The organism is Streptomyces sp. NBC_00286 (assembly GCF_036173125.1).
Lineage (GTDB): Bacteria > Actinomycetota > Actinomycetes > Streptomycetales > Streptomycetaceae > Streptomyces.
The window spans coordinates 615,426-633,617 of record NZ_CP108054.1 but is presented as its reverse complement, the minus strand read 5'-3'; the positions used below and the strand labels follow the sequence as shown (position 1 = coordinate 633,617).

Annotated in this window: 17 protein-coding genes and 2 pseudogenes; 5 read left to right on the top strand and 14 right to left on the bottom strand. The window is 72.0% G+C overall.

All coding sequences use genetic code 11. The annotated features are described in order from the left end of the window. From OHT21_RS03035 to OHT21_RS03010, 6 genes are all read right to left on the bottom strand, one after another. A complete protein-coding gene (locus tag OHT21_RS03035) occupies positions 1-1,638 on the bottom strand; it encodes a proton-conducting transporter transmembrane domain-containing protein (RefSeq protein WP_328766621.1) in 1,638 nt (545 codons plus the stop codon). A 26-nt stretch (positions 1,639-1,664) separates the two neighbouring features. Next, positions 1,665-2,372, bottom strand: a complete 708-nt coding sequence (locus OHT21_RS03030) for a hypothetical protein (RefSeq protein ID WP_328766619.1) — start codon at positions 2,370-2,372, stop codon at positions 1,665-1,667. Then, positions 2,372-3,337: a respiratory chain complex I subunit 1 family protein gene (locus OHT21_RS03025; RefSeq protein WP_328766618.1), complete on the bottom strand. Its 966-nt coding sequence runs from the start codon at positions 3,335-3,337 to the stop codon at positions 2,372-2,374. Before OHT21_RS03025 ends, OHT21_RS03030 begins: the two co-directional genes overlap by 1 nt. After that, on the bottom strand, positions 3,334-5,418 hold the full coding sequence (locus OHT21_RS03020; protein WP_328766617.1) for a proton-conducting transporter transmembrane domain-containing protein: 2,085 nt from the start codon (positions 5,416-5,418) through the stop codon (positions 3,334-3,336). The genes OHT21_RS03025 and OHT21_RS03020 overlap by 4 nt, the downstream gene beginning before the upstream one ends. Then, complete coding sequence (locus OHT21_RS03015) at positions 5,415-5,897, bottom strand: NADH-quinone oxidoreductase subunit B family protein (protein WP_328766616.1); 483 nt, start codon at positions 5,895-5,897, stop codon at positions 5,415-5,417. The genes OHT21_RS03020 and OHT21_RS03015 overlap by 4 nt, the downstream gene beginning before the upstream one ends. A 150-nt stretch (positions 5,898-6,047) precedes the next feature. Further along, the gene (locus tag OHT21_RS03010; RefSeq protein ID WP_189325396.1) at positions 6,048-6,398 is read right to left on the bottom strand and encodes an ArsR/SmtB family transcription factor; all 351 of its coding nucleotides are present in this window, start codon (positions 6,396-6,398) and stop codon (positions 6,048-6,050) included. Between the two features lie 252 nt (positions 6,399-6,650). Between OHT21_RS03010 and OHT21_RS03005 the strand changes: the two genes are divergently transcribed. Next, positions 6,651-6,800 carry a hypothetical protein gene (locus tag OHT21_RS03005; protein WP_328766615.1) on the top strand — a complete coding sequence of 50 codons (150 nt, stop codon included), beginning with the start codon at positions 6,651-6,653 and terminating at the stop codon, positions 6,798-6,800. An 11-nt stretch (positions 6,801-6,811) separates the two neighbouring features. Here the strand turns inward: OHT21_RS03005 and OHT21_RS03000 are convergent, their stop codons facing one another. The 5 genes and pseudogenes from OHT21_RS03000 to OHT21_RS02980 form a co-directional block, all read right to left on the bottom strand. Continuing rightward, complete coding sequence (locus OHT21_RS03000; RefSeq protein ID WP_328766614.1) at positions 6,812-7,228, bottom strand: anti-sigma factor antagonist; 417 nt, start codon at positions 7,226-7,228, stop codon at positions 6,812-6,814. Between the two features lie 35 nt (positions 7,229-7,263). Beyond that, positions 7,264-7,695 (bottom strand): ATP-binding protein, encoded by a 432-nt coding sequence (locus OHT21_RS02995; protein ID WP_328766613.1) that lies wholly within the window; start codon positions 7,693-7,695, stop codon positions 7,264-7,266. Positions 7,696-7,712: 17 nt separating this feature from the next. Continuing rightward, positions 7,713-7,787, bottom strand: a pseudogene (locus OHT21_RS02990) (transcriptional regulator); the annotation flags it as partial. Positions 7,788-7,966: 179 nt separating this feature from the next. Further along, the gene (locus OHT21_RS02985) at positions 7,967-8,332 is read right to left on the bottom strand and encodes a zinc ribbon domain-containing protein YjdM (RefSeq protein ID WP_328766612.1); all 366 of its coding nucleotides are present in this window, start codon (positions 8,330-8,332) and stop codon (positions 7,967-7,969) included. Between the two features lie 271 nt (positions 8,333-8,603). Next, complete coding sequence (locus OHT21_RS02980; RefSeq protein ID WP_328766611.1) at positions 8,604-9,116, bottom strand: universal stress protein; 513 nt, start codon at positions 9,114-9,116, stop codon at positions 8,604-8,606. 528 nt (positions 9,117-9,644) lie between these two features. Here OHT21_RS02980 and OHT21_RS02975 point away from each other — a divergent pair. The 4 genes from OHT21_RS02975 (at position 9,645) to OHT21_RS02960 (ending at position 14,739) form a co-directional block, all read left to right on the top strand. Beyond that, positions 9,645-10,520, top strand: coding sequence for a universal stress protein (locus tag OHT21_RS02975; protein WP_328766609.1), 876 nt, complete (start codon positions 9,645-9,647; stop codon positions 10,518-10,520). Between the two features lie 2 nt (positions 10,521-10,522). Next, entirely contained in the window at positions 10,523-11,296 is a 774-nt protein-coding gene (locus tag OHT21_RS02970) for an HAD family hydrolase (protein WP_328766608.1), read from the top strand. Next, entirely contained in the window at positions 11,293-13,662 is a 2,370-nt protein-coding gene (locus tag OHT21_RS02965) for a glycoside hydrolase family 65 protein (protein WP_328766606.1), read from the top strand. Before OHT21_RS02970 ends, OHT21_RS02965 begins: the two co-directional genes overlap by 4 nt. 174 nt (positions 13,663-13,836) lie before the next feature. After that, positions 13,837-14,739, top strand: coding sequence for a universal stress protein (locus OHT21_RS02960; RefSeq protein ID WP_328766605.1), 903 nt, complete (start codon positions 13,837-13,839; stop codon positions 14,737-14,739). Between the two features lie 45 nt (positions 14,740-14,784). Here OHT21_RS02960 and OHT21_RS02955 read toward each other — a convergent pair. The 3 genes and pseudogenes from OHT21_RS02955 to OHT21_RS02945 all read right to left on the bottom strand — a co-directional run. Beyond that, a pseudogene (locus OHT21_RS02955) lies at positions 14,785-15,296 on the bottom strand (hemerythrin domain-containing protein); the annotation flags it as partial. A gap of 10 nt (positions 15,297-15,306) precedes the next feature. Further along, the gene (locus OHT21_RS02950) at positions 15,307-16,197 is read right to left on the bottom strand and encodes a universal stress protein (protein ID WP_328766603.1); all 891 of its coding nucleotides are present in this window, start codon (positions 16,195-16,197) and stop codon (positions 15,307-15,309) included. 232 nt (positions 16,198-16,429) lie between these two features. Beyond that, positions 16,430-18,145: a SulP family inorganic anion transporter gene (locus OHT21_RS02945; protein WP_328766602.1), complete on the bottom strand. Its 1,716-nt coding sequence runs from the start codon at positions 18,143-18,145 to the stop codon at positions 16,430-16,432. Positions 18,146-18,192: the final 47 nt, after the last annotated feature.

Sequence of the window (18,192 nt, the reverse complement as noted above, 5' to 3'; positions counted from 1 at the left end):
TCAGGGCCTTTCGAGGACGGCGGCGGCCTGGGAGAGCAGGTCGCCCAGCGGGCCGGTGGCGATGCCGAGTGCGGCGCAGGCCGCCAGGCCCACAGTGAGGGGCCACAGGGCGGACGGACTGTCCTGGACGGCCGCCTCTCCGGCGGGGGAGGGTCCCAGCAGCATGCGCGCGGTGCGGGTGGCCAGGGCGGCGAAGGCGATCAGGACCAGCAGGAGGGCGGCGGCCATGGCCCAGCCCAGTCCCGCTCCCGCGGCGAATCCGGCGCGGGCGACGCCCAGTTCGGAAGCGAAGAGGCTGAACGGCGGAAAGCCCAGCAGTGCGACGACTGCGAGCCCGAACACCGCCCCCAGCCACGGTGACTGAGCGAGCAGACCGCTCACTCGTCCGATCTCCGACGTACCGCGCAGTTGCAGAATCCGGCCCGACGCGCAGAACGCGGTGGCCTTGGCCAGCCCGTGCCCGGCGATGTGCAGCAGCCCGGCGGCCAGAGCGAGCGGGCTGCCCACGGCCGCGGCGAGAGCGATCAGGCTCATGTGCTCCATGCTCGAATAGGCCAGCATCCGCTTGTAGTCGCGCTGGGCCAGCAGCAGGGCGGCGGCGAGCGCGAGGGTCAGCAGCGCGATGCCGGCCAGCAGGACGCGGGTGAAGTCCGGGCCGAGGGCGGCGTCCGCGATGACCCGGTAGCGCAGGATGGCGGCGAAGGCGACGGACAGCAGGACGCCCGACATCAGCGCGGAGACCGGGGCGGGGGCCTGGCTGTGGGCGTCGGGCAGCCAGGCGTGCAGCGGCACCAGGCCCGCCTTGGCGCCGTAGCCGAGGACGACCAGGGTGATGCCGAGCCGGGTGACCGCCGGGTCGAGGCGATCGGCACGGGCAACCAGGGTGGGCCAGTCCAGCGCCCACGCCTCGGCGATGCCGGCCTGCCGGGCGGCGTAGTAGAGCAGGACGGTGCCGAGGAAGGCGAGCGCGATCCCGGCCGAGCAGATCACCACGTACTTCCAGGCGGCCTCCACGGACGTACGGGTGCGGCGGTGCCCGACAAGGAACGCCGTGACGATGGTCGTCGCCTCGATCGCCACCCACAGCACACCGAGGTTCGCGGTCACCACGGCCAGGCACATCGCGCCCAGGAACGCCTGGACGAGGACGTGGTAGTTCCCCCACCTCGACTGCGCTCGACCAGGGGGGACCCCCATCACGGTCCGGCCCGTAGCCCGGTCGGTGGCCCGCTCGCCCGCCAGGTAGGCGGGTGCCGAGGCGCACGCGATGAACGCGACGGCACCGACGACCAGCAGCATCCATGCGGTCAGCGCGTCGGCCCGCAGCAGGCCGGAGTACGCGGACACAGGCCCGTCGTCGATGACGTCCGCGGCCAGCAGTGCGCCGCAGGCCAGGATCACCAGGGGGGAGGCCAGGCCGGCCCAGTCGCGGGGGTGTCGCCGCGCTGGACTGATCGTCGGCGCGACGGCCGGCACGGGTGCGGCCGCCCGACCGCCTCCCGCGGCCACGGGCTCCAACGGCCGCTGGACGGTGGGCACTTCGGCAGCCTGCCGCCCCGCGCGTAGGCCGCCGAGCGTGTAGGCGCCCGCGACGGCCAGAGGTGCGGCGGCGGGTGCTGTGAGCAGGAGTGCGGTCATCGCGGGCTCTTGAGAAAGATGCAGCATCAGTCGTGCAACTCCCGCAGGTCGTCGATGTCGGTGGTGCCGAACGCCTCCCGCACCCGCACGGTGAGCAGCTGCAGCACCAGCACGGCGAGCAACACGTCGAAGGAGACGCCGAGTTCGACGATGAGCGGCACGCCGGAGGTGGCCAGGAAGGCGGTCGCGGTGATGCCGTTGTCCAGCAGCAGGAACCCGACCACCTGGGCAAGCGCCCGGCGCCGGGTCACCAGTACGAAGAAGCCGATCAGCACCACGGCCAGGCCCACCGGCAGGGCACGGGTCGCCGGGGTCGGGTCCAGTTCGACCAGAGGGCGGGCGACCGCGTAGGCGAGGAGGGTGAGCGCGGCGGCGGTCAGCAGCGAGGCCGCCACATTCACCAGCGGCTGCGTCTCGCGGGCCTCGCCATGCCCGCCGTCCTGTCCGCCGCCATGCCCGCCGTCCTGTCCGGCGACGAGCACGGCCAGGGCCCGCCGGATCAGATACGGCAGCAGCCCGGCCCGCAGTGCCCCGATGCCCACCGCGACCACGAGCAGGTCCCAGCGGTCCTCGTGCAGCCCCAGCAGCAGGGCGATCGTCGCGAGCGCGAGGCCCTGCAGGGCGAAGAGCCGGACGATCGCGGCGAGTTCACGTCGCCACAGCACCACCACGGCGGCCAGCAGGAACGCCCCGCAGGCCAGATTGAGCAGCTGGCTGAACAGACTCTCGCTCATCACTGTCCCCCCTCTCCGCCCAGGAAGTACGAGGCGGTCACGGCCAGCAGTGCCAACAGGAAGGACCCGGCAAGGAGTTCGGGTACGCGGAACAACCGCAGTTTGGCCCAGAACACCTCAGCCGCCGCCAGCACCGTCCCCAGCACCGCCACCTTGAGCACCACCAGCAGCAGGGCCAGCAGCACGGCCGCGAGCGAGGAGGCACTGGTGGCGATCCCCCACGGCGCGAACAGCGAGGCCAGCAGCCCCAGCAGCACGGTCAGCCGCAGCTGTGCACCGAACTCGACCAGCGCCAGGTCCGGACCCGCGTATTCGAGGACCATGGCCTCGTGGACCATGGTCAGCTCCAGGTGGGTGGAGGGATTGTCCACCGGCAGCCGCCCCGTCTCGGCCAGCACCGCCACCGAGAGCGCGGCGATCGCCAGCAGCCCGGCCGGAGAGGTGAGGCGTGCGGGCTCGTCGGCCGCTCCGGCGACGATGACGGGCAGGTTCGTCGACCCTGCCGGAATCGACAGCGCGAACACCGCCATCAGGATGGTCGGCTCCACCAGCGCGGCGATGGTCATCTCCCGCGAGGCGCCCATCCCGCCGAACGCCGTGCCGGTGTCCAGCCCCGCGAGCGCCAACGCCACCGTGCCCAGCGCCAGCAGCGCCACCACGACGATCAGATCCGCCCGCCCCCGCACGGGCGACTCCGTGGAGATCAGCGGCACCAGCACGGCCAGCACCAGCGAGGTGGCCACCAGCACAAGCGGCGCCCACCGGAACGCCGGGCCCGTTCCGACCGGAGTGATCGGCTCCTTGCGCAGCAGCTTGCGCACGTCCCGCCACGGCTGGAGCACCCCGGCTCCGGCCCGCCCCTCCAGACGCGCCCGGGTCTGCCGCATCAGACCGGTCAACAAGGGCGCTCCGGCCACCACCGCGCCCACCTGGAGGACGATCGCCGCGTATCCGACCGTGTTCACCAGCCCACCACCAGGACGACAAGCAGAGTGACCAGCCCGACGAAGCCGTAGCCGAGATACGTGTGCACGCTGCCGCCCGCCAGCCTGCGCGCCGACTGCCCGGCGGCGGCCAGCAGGTCGAGGACCGGCCGGTAAAGGCGGTGCTCGATCCGGTCGGGCACCCGGTTGCGGAACTCCACCCGCTCCACGAGATACGTCGACTCGCGCACCGGAGTGACGTCCACGTCCTGCTCCGGCGCCAGCACGTCGTCGAAGACCCGCTGCAGCGGCTCGGCGAACGAGGTGGCCGTATAGGCCATACGTGGTGTCGGCGCTCCGCCCCCGCAGTCCCACAGCCTCGCCTGCGTACGCCTCCCCCAAGCTCTCGGCTTCGCTCGAGCAGGGGGTACCCCCAGCCGGCGCCGTGTCGCCCAGCCCACCGTCGCCATGACCGCGCCCAGTGCGACCATCAGCGCCGCGAGGACCCACAGCGGGGACAGCGTGGCGGACACCGCCTCCAGGCGCACCCGCAGCCCGCCGCCTGCGACCGGCCGCGTCCCGGTGTGCCCGGCTGCCTCCACCGCGCGGTCCAGGCCGTCGCCCAGCAGCCCCGGCATCAGGGCCAGTGCTGCGCACAAGGCGGCGAGCAGACCCATGCCGACCAGCATGAGCAGCGGCGATTCCTCGGCCGCCGTGGCCTGTTCGCCGCGCGGCCGGGCGAAGAAGCCGACGCCGAGTGCCTTGACGAACACCGCCGCCGCAAGACCCGCCGACAGGGCGATCACAGCCACCGCCAGCGGCAGCACGAGCGCCGTGGTCACCCCGGGCACTTCCAGGCCATGGATCATTGACTGCAGGAGCAGCCACTCGCTGATGAACCCGTTGCCCGGCGGCAGCGCCACCGCGCCCAGCGCGCCGACCGCGAACAGCCCGGCCGTGAAGGGCATCCGGGCCCGCAGCCCGCCGAGCAGGTCCAGGTTCCGCTCCCCGGTCGCGCGCAGCACCGAACCCGCGGCCCCGAATAGCAAGGCCTTGAACGCCGCGTGGTTGACCACGTGCAGCAGCGCGGCCGCCAGGGCCAGCCCGGCCAGCGCCTCGTTGCCGGCGTGGGCGAAAAGCCCGGCCGCCCCCACGCCGAGTACGACGAGCCCCATGTTCTCGGACGTCGAATAGGCCAGCAGACGCTTGAGGTCCGAGGCCATCGCCGCCTGCAGGATCCCGTACACCGCCGACAGCCCGCCCATGGCCATCACCAGCAGCCACCACCAGGCCGGCCCTCCGCCCAGCAGATCGAACCCGACCCGCACCAGCCCGTAGATCCCGAGGTTGACCATGGCCGCACTCATCAACGCCGACACCACACTCGGGGCTTCGGGATGCGCCCTCGGCAGCCAGGCGTGCAGCGGCACGAGACCCGCCTTCGAGGTGAAAGCCACCGCCGTCAGTACGAAGACGAGCCCGCGCACGGTCGGCGAGATCCCCGCCGTACCGGCACGCAGGGCCGCGAAGGTCTCGCCCCCGGCCTGAGCGGCGTACACGGACAGGCCCGCGAGCAGCAGGACGAGCCCCAGGTGGGTCATCACCGCGTACCAGACGCCCGCCTCCCGCACGGCGGGCCGGGCCTGGTGCTCGGCCAGGACAAGCAGCAGCGAGCTGAGTGCCATCAGCTCCCACAGCAGCAGGAACGTCGACACCGAGGCCGCCGCCGGCACCAGCAGCAGGCTCAGCGCGAACAGCGGCAGCACCGCTTGGGCGCTCCGCGAGCCGAGGCCGTGCGACCCATGCGATCCGTGCCCGGTCACATAGCCGATGCCGTAGACCGCCGCCGCCACCACCACGACCCCGGCCACCGCCATGAACAGGCCCGACAGCGCGTCCACTGCCAGATACGTACCGGCCAGCGGCAGCAGCCCGGGTACCTCGGCCGACCAGCCGCTTCCTCCCAGTGCAGCCACACCCGCTGTACCACCGGCCACCCCCACGCCCGCCGTCAACACACCCACCACCCAGCCGCGCACGCGCTGCGGCAGGACCAGTCCGGCCGGCGCGCCCGCCACGCCCAACACGGTGGCCGTCGCGAGGGCGGCCGGAATCAGGCTCACCGTCCGGTCACCCTCCGCAGCGCCGCGATGATCGCGTCCGGCTCCGGCGGGCACCCGGGCACGGCCAGATCCACCGGTACGACGTCGGAGACGGCGCCCTCGACGCCGTAACCGCCCGCGAATTCCCCGCAGTTGATCGCGCAGTCACCGACCGCGACCACCAGCCGCGGCTCCGGCATCGCAGCGACCGTACGGCGCAGCGGCTCGGCCATGTTCCGGGTCACCGGCCCGGTCACCAGCGCCACGTCCGCGTGCCGGGGCGAGGCCACCAGCCGGGCCCCGTACCGCTCGGCGTCGTACACCGGGTTGAAGGCCGCCGCGATCTCGATCTCGCAGCCGTTGCAGGACCCCGCGTCCACACAGCGCACCTGCACCGAGCCGCCGAACCCCCTGGCTGCGGGCGGCTGTTCACCCGCCGGCCTGGGTGGGGACGGCTCGGCCACCCGCCCGGTGTCCCGGATCTTGCGCAACAGGCCCATGAACCCTCCCTGACACGGTGAGGACTTGTCTACAGGTGCCCAACAGGCACCTGCGACCGGAGTTACGGCACTCGAGGGTGAAGGCGGCCGCCTCCCGCACCACGGAGCGCTGTCAGCTCCCGGGAGACGGCCACCGATTGAGGGCCGGCGTTACGACGGCGGTTTCGCCTGCGTCTGGGCGGCCTGAAGATCGGCGAGCAGTTCGGCCTGGCCGGCGAGCACGCCGGACAGAATGGTGCGGGCGACCCTGAGCAGCTCGGCGATGTGCGGGCTGGTCAGCGAGTAGTACACGGTCGAGCCCTCCTTGCGGGTCACCACCAGGTTCGCCCGTCGCAGCACCGCGAGCTGCTGCGACAGGTGGGCCGGCTCGATCCCCACCTCGGGCAGCATCTCCGCCACCGCGTGCTCGCGCTCGCTGAGGAGCTCAAGGACCCGTATGCGCGCCGGGTGTCCGATCGTCTTGAAGAACTCGGCCTTCAGTTGGTACAGCGGCGTGCTCATGGTGCTGTCCCCTCCCCGGCGGAACAATACGGCCGTATTGGCCGGCCCTCGGCGCATCACATCCACCCTCCCCGCCCTTCGGGCGGAGGCACCCTCATCTTGCTTCGCTCGTCACACACATGCGGCCCGTCCTCGCCTGCGGCGGTGGCCGCGCTGAATCCGCGCACGAGAACCGAACCGCCCGGAATCAGCGGTGACGACCTCGACAATTGCTAAGATTAGCAACTCCATACGTGCTGTGAGGAGGCTTGCGTGAGAGTTATTCCGCTGCGTGGCGCGAGTGTCTCCGGCCGGGAGCTGTCCGCAACGGGCTTCGCCGAGGACGTGGCCATCGCCACGGAGGAGGACGCCTGCACCGTCGTCCCCGTACGGGACGACGACGGCGCCTTCGCCCCTGGCTGAACCAGCCGGGCTCACTCGCCGGCGTCGTCTCCAGTCCTCGGCCACCCTGTCGTCCTCCACTCGTGGCGTCCCTCCGGCGCCTCGCCGTGCCGTGTGCTGTGTGAGGCGAGCGCGCCGACCAGGTCGGCATGCACGGGGATGGGCGAGCAGTCTCCGTCGGGGACGAGGGAGCCGTCGGCGGGGATCGCGGCCAGTTCCAGGCTGCGGTCGGCTGCGGCGAGGCGGCGTGCGGCGTCGGTGATCGCCAACTGTCCCTCGGCCGACCAGCCGCGCAGTCCGGTCAGGTCGACGATGACCGGGCCGGTCCCGCGTCCCACGACCCAGCCGACGGCGCCGGCGAAGCGGCGAACGGCGTCCGGGCCCAGGTATCCGGAGACGGACAGGACGCCGAGGTCCTGTTCGACGGTGTAGCGCCACTCGATGGTCATGGTCGTCAACTTCCTTGCGCGGTCGGCCTGTTTGGTCAGAGTGGAAGGGTGATCCAGATGCTCTTGCCCTTGCCGTCGACGTCGGCGCGGACGACCGCGGTGCCGCCCAGGCCGAGGGTGAGCTCCATGACGGTGGCCAGACCGCCCGCCCCCGTGCCGGTGTCGGTGACCGACGCGTTCAGCGAGGGCCGGTGGGGGTGGCGGTCGTGCACGGCGAAGGCCAGACAGTCCGCGCCCGCCGCGTAGATGACGGTCACCTGCGGGGAGAGCGCCGCGGCGTGCCGGACGCTGTTGGTGACCAGTTCGCTGAGTATCAGCAGAGCCGGGCCGACCGTCGGGTGGCGCAGGCTTATGCCCCACTCGGCCAGAGCCCGCTCGGCGGTCTCCCGGGCCGTGCGGACCGCGGACGGCATCGCGGGCAGCGTGAGCACATGCCGGTGAGGCAGGGCTTCGAGCCGGGTACTCATCACGCCTCCGCGTGGGCGAGCACCCTTATCCGTACGGGATGTCCCAGCATCCGGAAGAACTCGGTCTTGGCCTGGTACAGCGGAACGGACACGACCCCTCGGCTTCCCTGACAGCGCCCCACCCGGGGGCGAGCGAAAGCTGTGCCCGCGGCTGCCTGCGAGCATGACCAACACAGCATCTAACCAATTGCGAAATTTTGCAATTAAGCATCAAGCTGCAGCCCTGAACATCCCTCCATGGATGGGACGGCGGGCCAGGGCGAGTCGTGGATCAGGCTTTCTTGACCACGCTGGACTTGAGCTGCATCGCTCCGAAACCGTCGATCTTGCAGTCGATGTCGTGGCCGTCGACCCCGTCGACCAGCCGGATGTTGCGCACCTTGGTGCCGACCTTGATGCCCGACGGGCTCCCCTTGACCTTGAGCGCCTTGACGACGACCACGGAGTCGCCGTCCCGCAGCTCATTGCCGACGGAGTCCTTGACGACCCTCCCCCAGCCTTCGGCGGTGTCTCCACCCTCCGTACCGCCCTCGGCGGGCACCCATTCGTGGCCGCACTCCGGGCACACCACCAGGGCGTTCATCTCGTAGGTGTACTCACACGAGCACTTCGGACAGGGGGGAAGATTCTCGATCATCCCGCCAGCGTATCCGGCCTCGGTCTTCGTCCCGACGGGATGAGAAGGACCACGGGTGGCCGCCCTGGGTACGGCGTGAACCGGTAGGTCAGCCGGCGGGAGGGTGCCCACGCGGGACGGGGCCCGAGTGATCACAAGAGCGTCCGCGCCGCCAAGCGCCGTGGCGCCGGTGATGCGGTAGCCGGGCTGTGCCTGATCTGCTTGGCTCGACGATCTCGCGGGTGGAGCTGTAGGCGGTCGCATATCCCGCCAGGCGTTGGCACTCCGCCCCCTACGCGGCACCGCTCCTGGCGAGAGGCGACGTTTCCACGGTCCTGAGCGGCGGCGCGGGCCGCTGCGCGGCGGGCACCGCGACCACGGGGACCGTCGCGTGCCGCAGACACTCACGGCCCACCGCCCCGATCGCGGGCAGCTCGTACTGTCCATGAGCCCTGCGCCCCAGGGCGAGCAGCAGTGCGCCGGGCGCGTGACGGAGCAGTGCCCGCGCGGGCGGCCCCTCCACGAGAACAGCGCGCACGGAGCCGCCGATCCGTGGGCCGAAGACCTCTCGCACCGTCGAGGCGAGCAGCTCGGCAGCCTGTTCGCGCTGCTGCGCGGCCGTGGGACGGGCCGATGCCGGAGCGTACGGCGCGAGTCCGGATGTGGTCGGTTCCCAGGCGTGTACGGCCACGACCTCCGCCCGCAGGGCGCGGGCCTGCTCCCTGGCCCAGCGCAGTGCGGCTTTGGACGCCTCCGATCCGTCGACGCCCACCACGATGCTGTTGCCGTCGGCGAGTTGGGTCATGTGCAGCCTCCCTGGATGGCCTCTCGCCCCACGGTGCCCCGATTCGGTCGGGCGGGGCGTGGGCCGAGGGGTTCCCTACGGGTGCCCAACAGTCCCTTGCCAACCGTCGTGGCGGACCCGCTCGGTACGGCAACGCGTTCCTCCGCTCGTTCGCTCAGAGCGCCGGATTCCGCCGATGTCCGTACGCCGTAGGCGCCGGTTCACCGTTGTGGTGCCGGGACCCGTCGGCCCTGCCCGAATGCTGGTCCTGTCCGTCAACGGTGCGCGCACCGGAGTTCGTTGGACAGGTGGTCATCGGTCGTGACGAACCTGCTGCGGGCTCAACTTCAGTGTCCGGTCGAGGCACAGAGCCGCCCGGGGGCCGAGCCGGGGCGGAGTGGCACTCAACGCCGGCGCGAGATCCGACAGGGGCCGAATGGCCCAAGCCGTGGACGAACCGCCCCTCCCACCCCCCGGCCGTGGATGCAACGGTGAGGGGAACCCGTGCTGCTGCACGTCCGCGCAGCCCGGCGAAAGGTGGTGAGGGACATGGAGCTGCCCCTGATCGTGGGTGTCGACGGATCGGATTCGAGCCTCGTCGCGGTCGACTGGGCGGTCGACGAGGCGGCCCGGCACGGACTGCCGTTGCGACTGGTGTATGCCTCCCTGTGGGAGCGCTATGAAGGGGTCGCCCCGTCAGGGAGTGCTGAACACCCGTCCGAGGAGGTGCTGGCGGACAACATCGTCGGTTCCGCGGCGGAGCGTGCCCGGCGGCGCAATCCCGAGGTGAAGGTCTCCGCCGAGGTGGTGCCCGAGGAAGCGGCGTCCGCCCTTCTGCTCGAGGGCCACAATGCCTCCGCCCTGGTGACGGGATCTCGTGGCCGCGGTGAGCTGACGGGCCTGCTGCTGGGTTCGGTCTCGCTGGCCGTGGCGGCCCGTGCCCACTGCCCGGTGATCGTCGTCCGCGGCGACAAGGCCGGCCTGGCCGGCATCCATGAGCGGATCCTGCTCGGCGCGGGCGAGTCCACCACCGGCGGCGAGGCGGTGCGCTTCGCCTTCCGCGAGGCCGAAGCGCGCGGGTGCACCCTCGATGCCGTACGCGCCTGGCGCTGCCCCGCGCACGAGACCGCCGAACATCCCCTGCTCACCGGGGATCCGGCGCACTTTCACGAGGAGCAGGCGTCCGCCGCGCTCGATGCCGTGCTCCAGGACCCGATGGCGGACCACCCAGGCGTACGGGTCCGCCGGCACACCGTGGAAGGACCAGCTCGCAAGGTGCTGCTGAGCCGGTCGGCCGCCGCCGACCTCCTGATCGTCGGAGCCCGGCGTCGGCACGGCCACTTCGGCCTCCAGCTCGGCCGCGTAGGGCACGCGTTGCTTCACCACGCACAGTGCCCGGTGGCGATCGTGCCGCAGAGGGTGTGACCATGCAGTCCCCTCACACCCCTGCGGCGTCCCGCGATGCACTGGCACCGGTGCTGCGGGACGTGCGGGCCGTCGTCTTCGACACCGATGGAGTGATCACCGACTCGGCCCGCGTGCACGCGGCGGCATGGAAGGCGGCGTTCGACGCCTACCTGCGAGCGCACCCGCCCAAGGACCCCGAACGGCGCCGCCCCTTCGACGTGCAGGACGACTATCTGCGCCACGTCGACGGCAAGTCCCGCCTCGACGGCGCTGCCGCGTTCCTGGCCGCACGCGGCATCGACACCTCGCCCGAGACGGTGCGTGCTGTAGCGGCGGACAAGGAGCGCCGGTTCGTGCGGCGGCTGCGCGAGCACGGTGTCGACGCCTATCCGGGGACCATACGGCTGGTGTGTGCCCTGCGCCGGGCGGGGGTACCCCGTGCGGCGGCCTCCGCGTCCCGGCACGCCGGTGAGCTGCTGGTCCGGGCCGGGGTACGTGATCTGTTCGACGTCCTCGTGGACGGTGGCGAGGCGGCCCGCCTTGGCCTGGCGGGCAAGCCGCAGCCGGACCTGTTCCTGGAGGCGGTGCGCCGGCTCGGCGTCCCGGCCGGCCGCGCGGCCGTCATCGAGGACGCGCTGGCGGGTGTGGAGGCGGGCCGGCGCGGCGGGTTCGCCCTGGTGATCGGCGTGGACCGCACCGCCGGTGACGACTCCGGGGCGCGGCTGCTGCGGCACGGCGCCGACATCGTCGTACACGATCTGGAAGAACTGTGCGGGGGAGGAGCGCCGAAGTGACGGGCTGGAGCTGGGAGTACGAGGGCTACGAGCCCGCCGACGAACGCCTGCGGGAGTCGCTGTGCACCCTGGGCAACGGCTACTTCGCCACCCGTGGCGCGCTGCCGGAGTGCGCCGCCGACGAGGTGCACTACCCGGGCACCTATGTGGCCGGCTGCTACAACCGGCTCACCTCCGAGGTCGCGGGCCGCCAGGTGGAGAACGAGGACATGGTCAACGTCCCGAACTGGCTGCCCCTGCGCTTCCGCCTCCCCGGCGGGCCCTGGCTCACCCCCGACACCGCGGCTGTGCTCGACCACCGCCAGATCCTGCACCTGTCGGCCGGGCTGCTGGAGCGCCTGACACGGTACGACCTCGGTGAGGGACGCGAATTGAGGGTGCGTCAGCAGCGGCTGGTGCACATGGCCGACCCGCATCTGGCCGCGCTGCGCACCGAGTTCACGGCCGAGGGCTTCTCCGGGACGCTCGAGGTGGAGGCAGCCCTCGACGGCGGTGTCACCAACTCCGGCGTGCCGCGCTACCGGGACCTGGACGGCCGCCACCTGATCCACGTGCACACCGGCACCGCCGCCCCGGACACCGCGTGGCTGCGCTGCCGCACCGGTACCTCGGACATCCGTATCGGCATGGCGTCCCGCGTCACCGCCGAGGCACCCGTCACCATCCGCCACGAACCCCCGTACGCCCTCCAGCAGTTGACCCTCGATCTGACGTCGGGCCGCACCGCGACCGTGGACAAGACCGTCGCCCTGCACACCTCCCGCGACCCCGCGATCAGCGACCCGCTCCACACCGCCGTCGACCGGGTGGAACACGCCCCCGGCTTCGACGCGCTGGTGGAGTCGCACCTGACCGCCTGGGACCAGCTGTGGCGCCGCTGCGAGCTCGACGTTCCCGGGGAGGCGGGCCGCATCCTGCGGCTGCACCTCTTCCACGTCCTGCAGACCCTCTCGCCGCACACCGCCGACCTCGACGTCGGCGTGCCCGCGCGCGGACTGCACGGCGAGGCCTACCGCGGGCACGTCTTCTGGGACGAACTGTTCGTCCTGCCCTACCTCAACCTGCACCTGCCCGAGGTCTCCCGCGCCCTGCTCGGCTACCGCCACCGCCGCCTCGAACAGGCCCGGACCAACGCCCGGAGGGCGGGCCGCAGGGGAGCGATGTATCCCTGGCAGAGCGGCAGCGACGGACGCGAGGAGACCCAGCAGCTCCACCTCAACCCGCGCTCCGGGCGCTGGCTGCCCGACCACTCCCGGCTCCAGCACCACGTCGGCTCGGCGATCGCCTACAACGTGTGGCAGTACTGCGAGGCCACCGGCGACATGGAGTTTCTGCACACCAAGGGCGCCGAGATGCTGCTGCAGATCTCCCGCTTCTGGGCGGACGCCGCCGTCTACGACGAGACCCTGGGCCGGCACCGCATCAGGGGTGTCGTCGGCCCCGACGAGTACCACGAGGCCTACCCCGGCGCGCGCGTGCCGGGCCTCGACGACAACGCCTACACCAACGTCACCGCCGCCTGGGTGCTCGCCCGCACCCTCGAGCTGCTGGAGACCCTGCCCGAGCCCCGGCGCCGCGAACTCGTCGAGCGCACGGGTCTGGAAGGGGGCGAACTCGAACTGTGGGAGGACGTCTCCCGCACCCTCCACGTGCCCTTCCACGACGACGTCATCAGCCAGTTCGAGGGCTACGGCGAGCTGGCCGAGCTCGACTGGGACGCATACCGCGGGCGGTACGGCGACATCCGGCGCCTGGATCGGATCCTGGAGGCGGAGGGCGACAGCGTCAACCGCTACCAGGCCTCCAAACAGGCCGACGTCCTGATGCTCGGCTACCTCTTCGCACCGGCCGAACTGCAGGGCCTGTTCCGCCGGTTGGGCGTACATCTCGATGAGGACACCTGGCACCGTACCGTCGACTACTACCTGCACCGCACCAGCCACGGCTCCACCCTCAGCGGCCTCGTCCACGGCTGGGTACTGGCCCGGGCCCGGCGGGCCGAGGCCTGGAAGTTCTGCCAGGAAGCCCTCCAGGGCGACATCGCCGACATCCAGGGCGGCACCACCGGCGAAGGCATCCACCTGGGCGCCATGGCCGGCACCCTGGACTTCGTCCAGCGCGGACTGACCGGCCTGGAAACCCGGGGCGGCGCCCTGTGGCTCGACCCGGTCCCGCTGCCCGAACTGTCCCACTACGGCTTCGCCCTGCGCTACCAGGGCAACTGGGGCGTACGGCTGCGCCTGGAGCCGGAACTGCTGCAGATCGAGGTGCCGTCCTCCGACGCCTCACCGATCGAGATACGGCTGCCGGACCGCACGGTGTGCCTGCAGCCAGGGGAGACGGGGCGACTGGTGCTCCCGGAGTGACGGTCACACTCGATCGGCCCGGATTGCGGACAGACCATTCGAGTGGGGATCGGCCAACTCCGGCCCAGCATGGGCCGGACGGTCCCGGGTCAAGACCTGGCGGCCCATACCCGCTGGTCGTGCGCAGTGTGAGGCTGGCCGTGAGGAGCAGTCCAAGCGTTGGAGGTATGCATCATGCTTGCGCCCGTGATCGCCGGAGTGGATGGATCCGCCGAAAGCCTCGCCGCCGCCGCGTGGGCGGCCCGGGAGGCCGAGCGCCGTGACCGAGCGCTGCGGCTGGTGCACGTCAGGAACTGGAGCCCGCGGTCCGCGGAGGGGGAGTACGCGGGCGCGGTTCAGCGCTCTCAGGCGCGGCGGGTGCTGCGCCAGGCGGAGGAGCACGTCCGCGAGGCGTGCCCGGGCGTGCGTGTGCACGACGAGCAGATGGAGGGGCCGGCGACGCAGGCGCTGCTGCGTGCGGCGGAGCGGGCCGACGTGCTGGTGCTGGGCTCGCGCGGGCTGAGCGGACTCGCCGGTTTCCTGGTGGGGTCGGTGGCGCTCGGGGTGGTGGCGCGGGCCACGCGGCCGGTCGTGCTCGTGCGGGCCGGGGAGGAGGCGGCGGACGAACACCTGCCGGCGGAGGACGGGAGTGCTTCCACACGGACCGGGTACCGGGACGTGGTGCTGGGCATCGACCTCGATGAGGCGTGTGACGAGGTGATCGAGTTCGCCTTCGAGGCGGCCCGGCTGCGTGCGGCGCGGTTGCGGGTGGTGCACGCCTGGCAGGCGCCGTCGCCGCTCGGCCTCGGCCCGGGGGAGATCGGGCTGATGAATGATCCGCAGCGTGCCGAGGAGTGGCAGGGCTTTCTGTCCGCCGTGCTGCAGGTGTGGCGGGACAAGTATCCCGAGATCGTGGTCGCGGAGACCGTCGCGGAGGGCAGGGCCCGGTCCGTGCTCGTCCGGGCCGCCACGGGAGCGAGTCTTCTCGTGGTGGGACACCGGATCGCCGAGGGGCCGCTGGGCCCGCACACCGGCCCCGTCACCCACGCCGCCATCCATCACGTCGGCTGCCCCGTGGCCGTCGTGCCCCACGAGTGAGTCGTATCCCACCTGACCGGAAGTGCCCGCGAGGCGTAGGCCGGTTCACGGTGCGAGGGAGAAGTAGTTCTCCTCCTCCTGCGTGAAGTGCAGACGCAGGACGGTGTGCAGCCCGTAGAGACAGGCACGCAGGTCGTCGAGCTGCTCCGGCACCGGTCCGCCGTCGGCGTCAGCTTCGGTGAGCGTGGGGAGGACATCGATGCGTCGGGCGAGCCGTTCGATCTCGGAGTGGGCGCGGCTCATGGTGGCGGTGGCCTCGGGACGCCGAGCGTGGGGGCGAGGGCGGGGCAGAGCTGGTGCTCCTCGGCGTACTCGTGTGGCAGGAGCTGTTCGGTGACCAGGCGATGCGCTTCGCGCACTGCCGCGAGGGACTCCGGTCCGGGGTTGTCCGAGAGGCGGTCGGCGGCGGTTCGCACGGCCTCGAGGACGTCCGGCAGGTCGTCGTGTTCGGCCGCGAAGCGATGGATGAGGGCTTCCGTGGCGGGCTTCGGCACCGGCCGCACCGCACGGTCGTCGCGCAGCGCGCGGAGGGCGCGCAGGGCGTTGAGGACGACCGCTCGGGCCGGCTCAGTCGTGCGGGACGACGGCGACGGGGCACGGCACGTGATGCAGGGCCGCGTGCGCGACCGGCCCGAGCTTCCACGTCCTGCGGGACGGATGGCGCCGACGTCCTATGACGGTGAGTCGGCTGTGTGCCGAAGCGGCCAGCAGCACCTGTGCCGCGGAACCCATGGCGACGTGCTCCACGACGGGGACGTCGGGGAACTTCTCGCGCCACGGGATCAAGACCGCGGCCAGCCGCGTGCGCTCCTCGGCCTCGCGGTCGCGGTCGGCCTGCTGGGCGGCAAGGGCCTGGGGATGAGTCACGAGCGCGGAAGCGGGCAGGGCCCGCACCGCGCACACGCGGGTTCCGCTCAACTCGGCGGCGGTGAAGGCGAATTCCAGCAGCGGCTCGGCATCCGGCCCGAGCTCCTGCACACCGACCACGACCTCGTCCCGGTCCGCCGCCGCGGGGTGCTCCCAGCCGGCCTCGACGGCGGGAGCGCCGGCCCGGACTGTGACGGCCGGGCACTGGGCCAGGCCCAGGACATGCAGGCTGATGGAGCCGAGCAGGAAGCTTGCCACGGAGCCGTGTCCGCGGGAGCCGAGGACGAGCATGGCCGCGTTCTCGCCGTGGCTCAGGAGGGCCTGTGCGGCCGGCTCCGACACCAGTTCCGTGGTGAGGGCCAGATCGCCGTGGCGGTGGAGCAGTTCGGCCGCGGTCCGCTGCAGTACGTCGTGCCCGTACCGCTTCTTGTTGTGGGCCTCTTGGGCGATCGGCACGTCGAGTGGCTGGGTCGTCCAGGAGTGGAGCAGCACGACGGGCAGATGCCGCTCCGCGGCTTCGCGAGCGGCCCACCACGCGGCCGTCACGCTCGCGGCGGAACCGTCGAGTCCGACGACGACAGGTCCGGTCATGGTGCACCTCCGATAGCCGACGCGACAGCCGAGGGCTCCGCCGCCGCGCATACACCCCCACACCATGGTCGCGGGCCGGCGACCATCGGGCGAGGGCCGGATGGTGCGCTCCTGGGGCCGTACGGCCCTGTGCGGGTGACGGACTGCGGGGGAGAGGCCGAGGATCCGAAAGCGAGGCATGAAGGGCTGAACCCTCCGTACCGGCTGGGGCCCGCCACACGCGTCGCCAGGTCTATCGGCCGCGGCTCCACTCCCGGTACGCGGTCACCGCGGTCGGCAGTGTGGGGAAGATCAGGTCCCTGCCGACCGCTTCCCCGAGTCCGTAGGCCTCCAGTTCGGCCAGCAGGTCCTGTTTCACCCGGGCGAGGGCGAAGACGATCCCGCGGTGGGTCAGTTCGCGGCGCAGGGCGTCCACCGCGTCCAGGGCGGTGATGTCCACCTCCACGTTCGCCTCGGTGTTGAGGACGAACCAGTGCACAGGGCCGGTCTGTTCGTCGACGGCGGCCAGAGCACGGCGGCGGAAGTCCTCCGCGTTGGCGAAGAAGAGCGGCGAGTCGTAGCGGTAGACCAGCAGGCCGGGGATCGTACGGGCCTGCGGGTAGTCGTCCACGTCGTGCATGCCCGCCACACCCGGGACGATGCCCTCGATCGCGTCGTGCGGACGGGCCACCCGGCTCAGCAGCTCCGCCACGGACAGTCCGACGGCCACGAGTACCCCGTACAGGATGTCGAGGACCAGCACGCCGGCCAGGCAGCCGAGGGCCAGGAGCAGTTCGCGCCGCCGGAAGGAGGCCAGCCGGGTGAAGCCCGTCAGGTCGATCATGCGGACGGCGGCGTACACGACGAGCGCACCCAGCACGGCCGACGGCGTGCGGGACAGCAGCGGGCTCAGGAACAGCAGGACGGCGAGCACCGCCAGGCCCGCCACCAGGGAGTACGCCTGGCTGCGGGCGCCCGCGGAGGAGGCGAGCGCGGTGCGGCTGGCGCTGCTGCTCACCGGGAAGCCGTACAGAAAGCCGGCCCCGAGATTGCTTGCGCCCAGTGCCAGGAACTCCTGATCGGCGTCGAGCGGAGTGCCCTTGTCCGCGTCAGGTCCGGTGAAGGCGCGGGCGGTGAGGATGAAGTCGGTGTACGCGACGAGGAGGACGCCCAGGGCGGGCAGCACCAGGTGCGGCAGTTCGGTCAGGTCCGGCAGCGCCACGGCGGGCAGTCCCGCCGGGACGTCGCCGATCACCTTGATGCCGTACCGGTCGTCGAGGTCGAAGGCGGCCACGGCCGCGGTGCCCAGCACGACCGCCAGCAGGGGACCGGGCACCGTGCGGAGCCACCGTGCCACCGTGAACAGCAACGCCAGCGTGACGGCGGCGAACAGCACCGTGGCCCCATGCGCCTGCCCGAGATGCCGTACGAAGGACCACAGCTGCGGGAAGAAGGCCGAACCCGTCGTGTCCACGCCGGTCAGCTTGGGGAGCTGGTCCACGATCATGATCAGCGCCACGCCCGCCAGATAACCGATCAGGACCGGACGGGACAGCAGATCGGCGACGAACCCCAGGCGCAGTGCCCAGGCAGCCAGGCACAGCAGGCCGACCGTCACGGCGAGGGTGGCGGCCAGCGTGGCGTAGCGGTCCGGGTCCGCGCCGACGAGCGGGGCCACCACGGTCGCTGTCATCAGCGCCGTCGTGGACTCGGGACCGACCGAGAGCAGCCGGGACGAGCCGAGGAGCGCGTACAGGACGAGGGCGGGCAGGATCGCCCACAGTCCGGCCACCGGCGGCAGACCGGCGACACCCGCGTACGCCATCACCTGCGGAACCAGATACGCGGCCACCGTGACGCCGGCCAGCAGATCGCCGCGCAACCAGGAGCGGCGGTAGCCGATCAGCGCGGCGATCCCAGGCGTCAGACGGCGCCACCCCAAGGCATGCCCGCCCGAGCCGTGATCCATGGAGCTCCTTCCGCCGCCTGCCCCAATGATCCGCCGCAGCGCCCGCA

What these genes read in the sequence shown, in the direction of transcription:
- OHT21_RS03035 (WP_328766621.1), bottom strand. Translation starts at nt 1,638, where the DNA reads ATGACCGCACTCCTGCTCACAGCACCCGCCGCCGCACCTCTGGCCGTC.
- OHT21_RS03030 (WP_328766619.1), bottom strand. Translation starts at nt 2,372, where the DNA reads ATGAGCGAGAGTCTGTTCAGCCAGCTGCTCAATCTGGCCTGCGGGGCG.
- OHT21_RS03015 (WP_328766616.1), bottom strand. Translation starts at nt 5,897, where the DNA reads ATGGGCCTGTTGCGCAAGATCCGGGACACCGGGCGGGTGGCCGAGCCG.
- OHT21_RS03010 (WP_189325396.1), bottom strand. Translation starts at nt 6,398, where the DNA reads ATGAGCACGCCGCTGTACCAACTGAAGGCCGAGTTCTTCAAGACGATC.
- OHT21_RS03000 (WP_328766614.1), bottom strand. Translation starts at nt 7,228, where the DNA reads ATGACCATCGAGTGGCGCTACACCGTCGAACAGGACCTCGGCGTCCTG.
- OHT21_RS02995 (WP_328766613.1), bottom strand. Translation starts at nt 7,695, where the DNA reads ATGAGTACCCGGCTCGAAGCCCTGCCTCACCGGCATGTGCTCACGCTG.
- OHT21_RS02985 (WP_328766612.1), bottom strand. Translation starts at nt 8,332, where the DNA reads ATGATCGAGAATCTTCCCCCCTGTCCGAAGTGCTCGTGTGAGTACACC.
- OHT21_RS02980 (WP_328766611.1), bottom strand. Translation starts at nt 9,116, where the DNA reads ATGACCCAACTCGCCGACGGCAACAGCATCGTGGTGGGCGTCGACGGA.
- OHT21_RS02975 (WP_328766609.1), top strand. Translation starts at nt 9,645, where the DNA reads ATGGAGCTGCCCCTGATCGTGGGTGTCGACGGATCGGATTCGAGCCTC.
- OHT21_RS02970 (WP_328766608.1), top strand. Translation starts at nt 10,523, where the DNA reads ATGCAGTCCCCTCACACCCCTGCGGCGTCCCGCGATGCACTGGCACCG.
- OHT21_RS02960 (WP_328766605.1), top strand. Translation starts at nt 13,837, where the DNA reads ATGCTTGCGCCCGTGATCGCCGGAGTGGATGGATCCGCCGAAAGCCTC.
- OHT21_RS02950 (WP_328766603.1), bottom strand. Translation starts at nt 16,197, where the DNA reads ATGACCGGACCTGTCGTCGTCGGACTCGACGGTTCCGCCGCGAGCGTG.
- OHT21_RS02945 (WP_328766602.1), bottom strand. Translation starts at nt 18,145, where the DNA reads ATGGATCACGGCTCGGGCGGGCATGCCTTGGGGTGGCGCCGTCTGACG.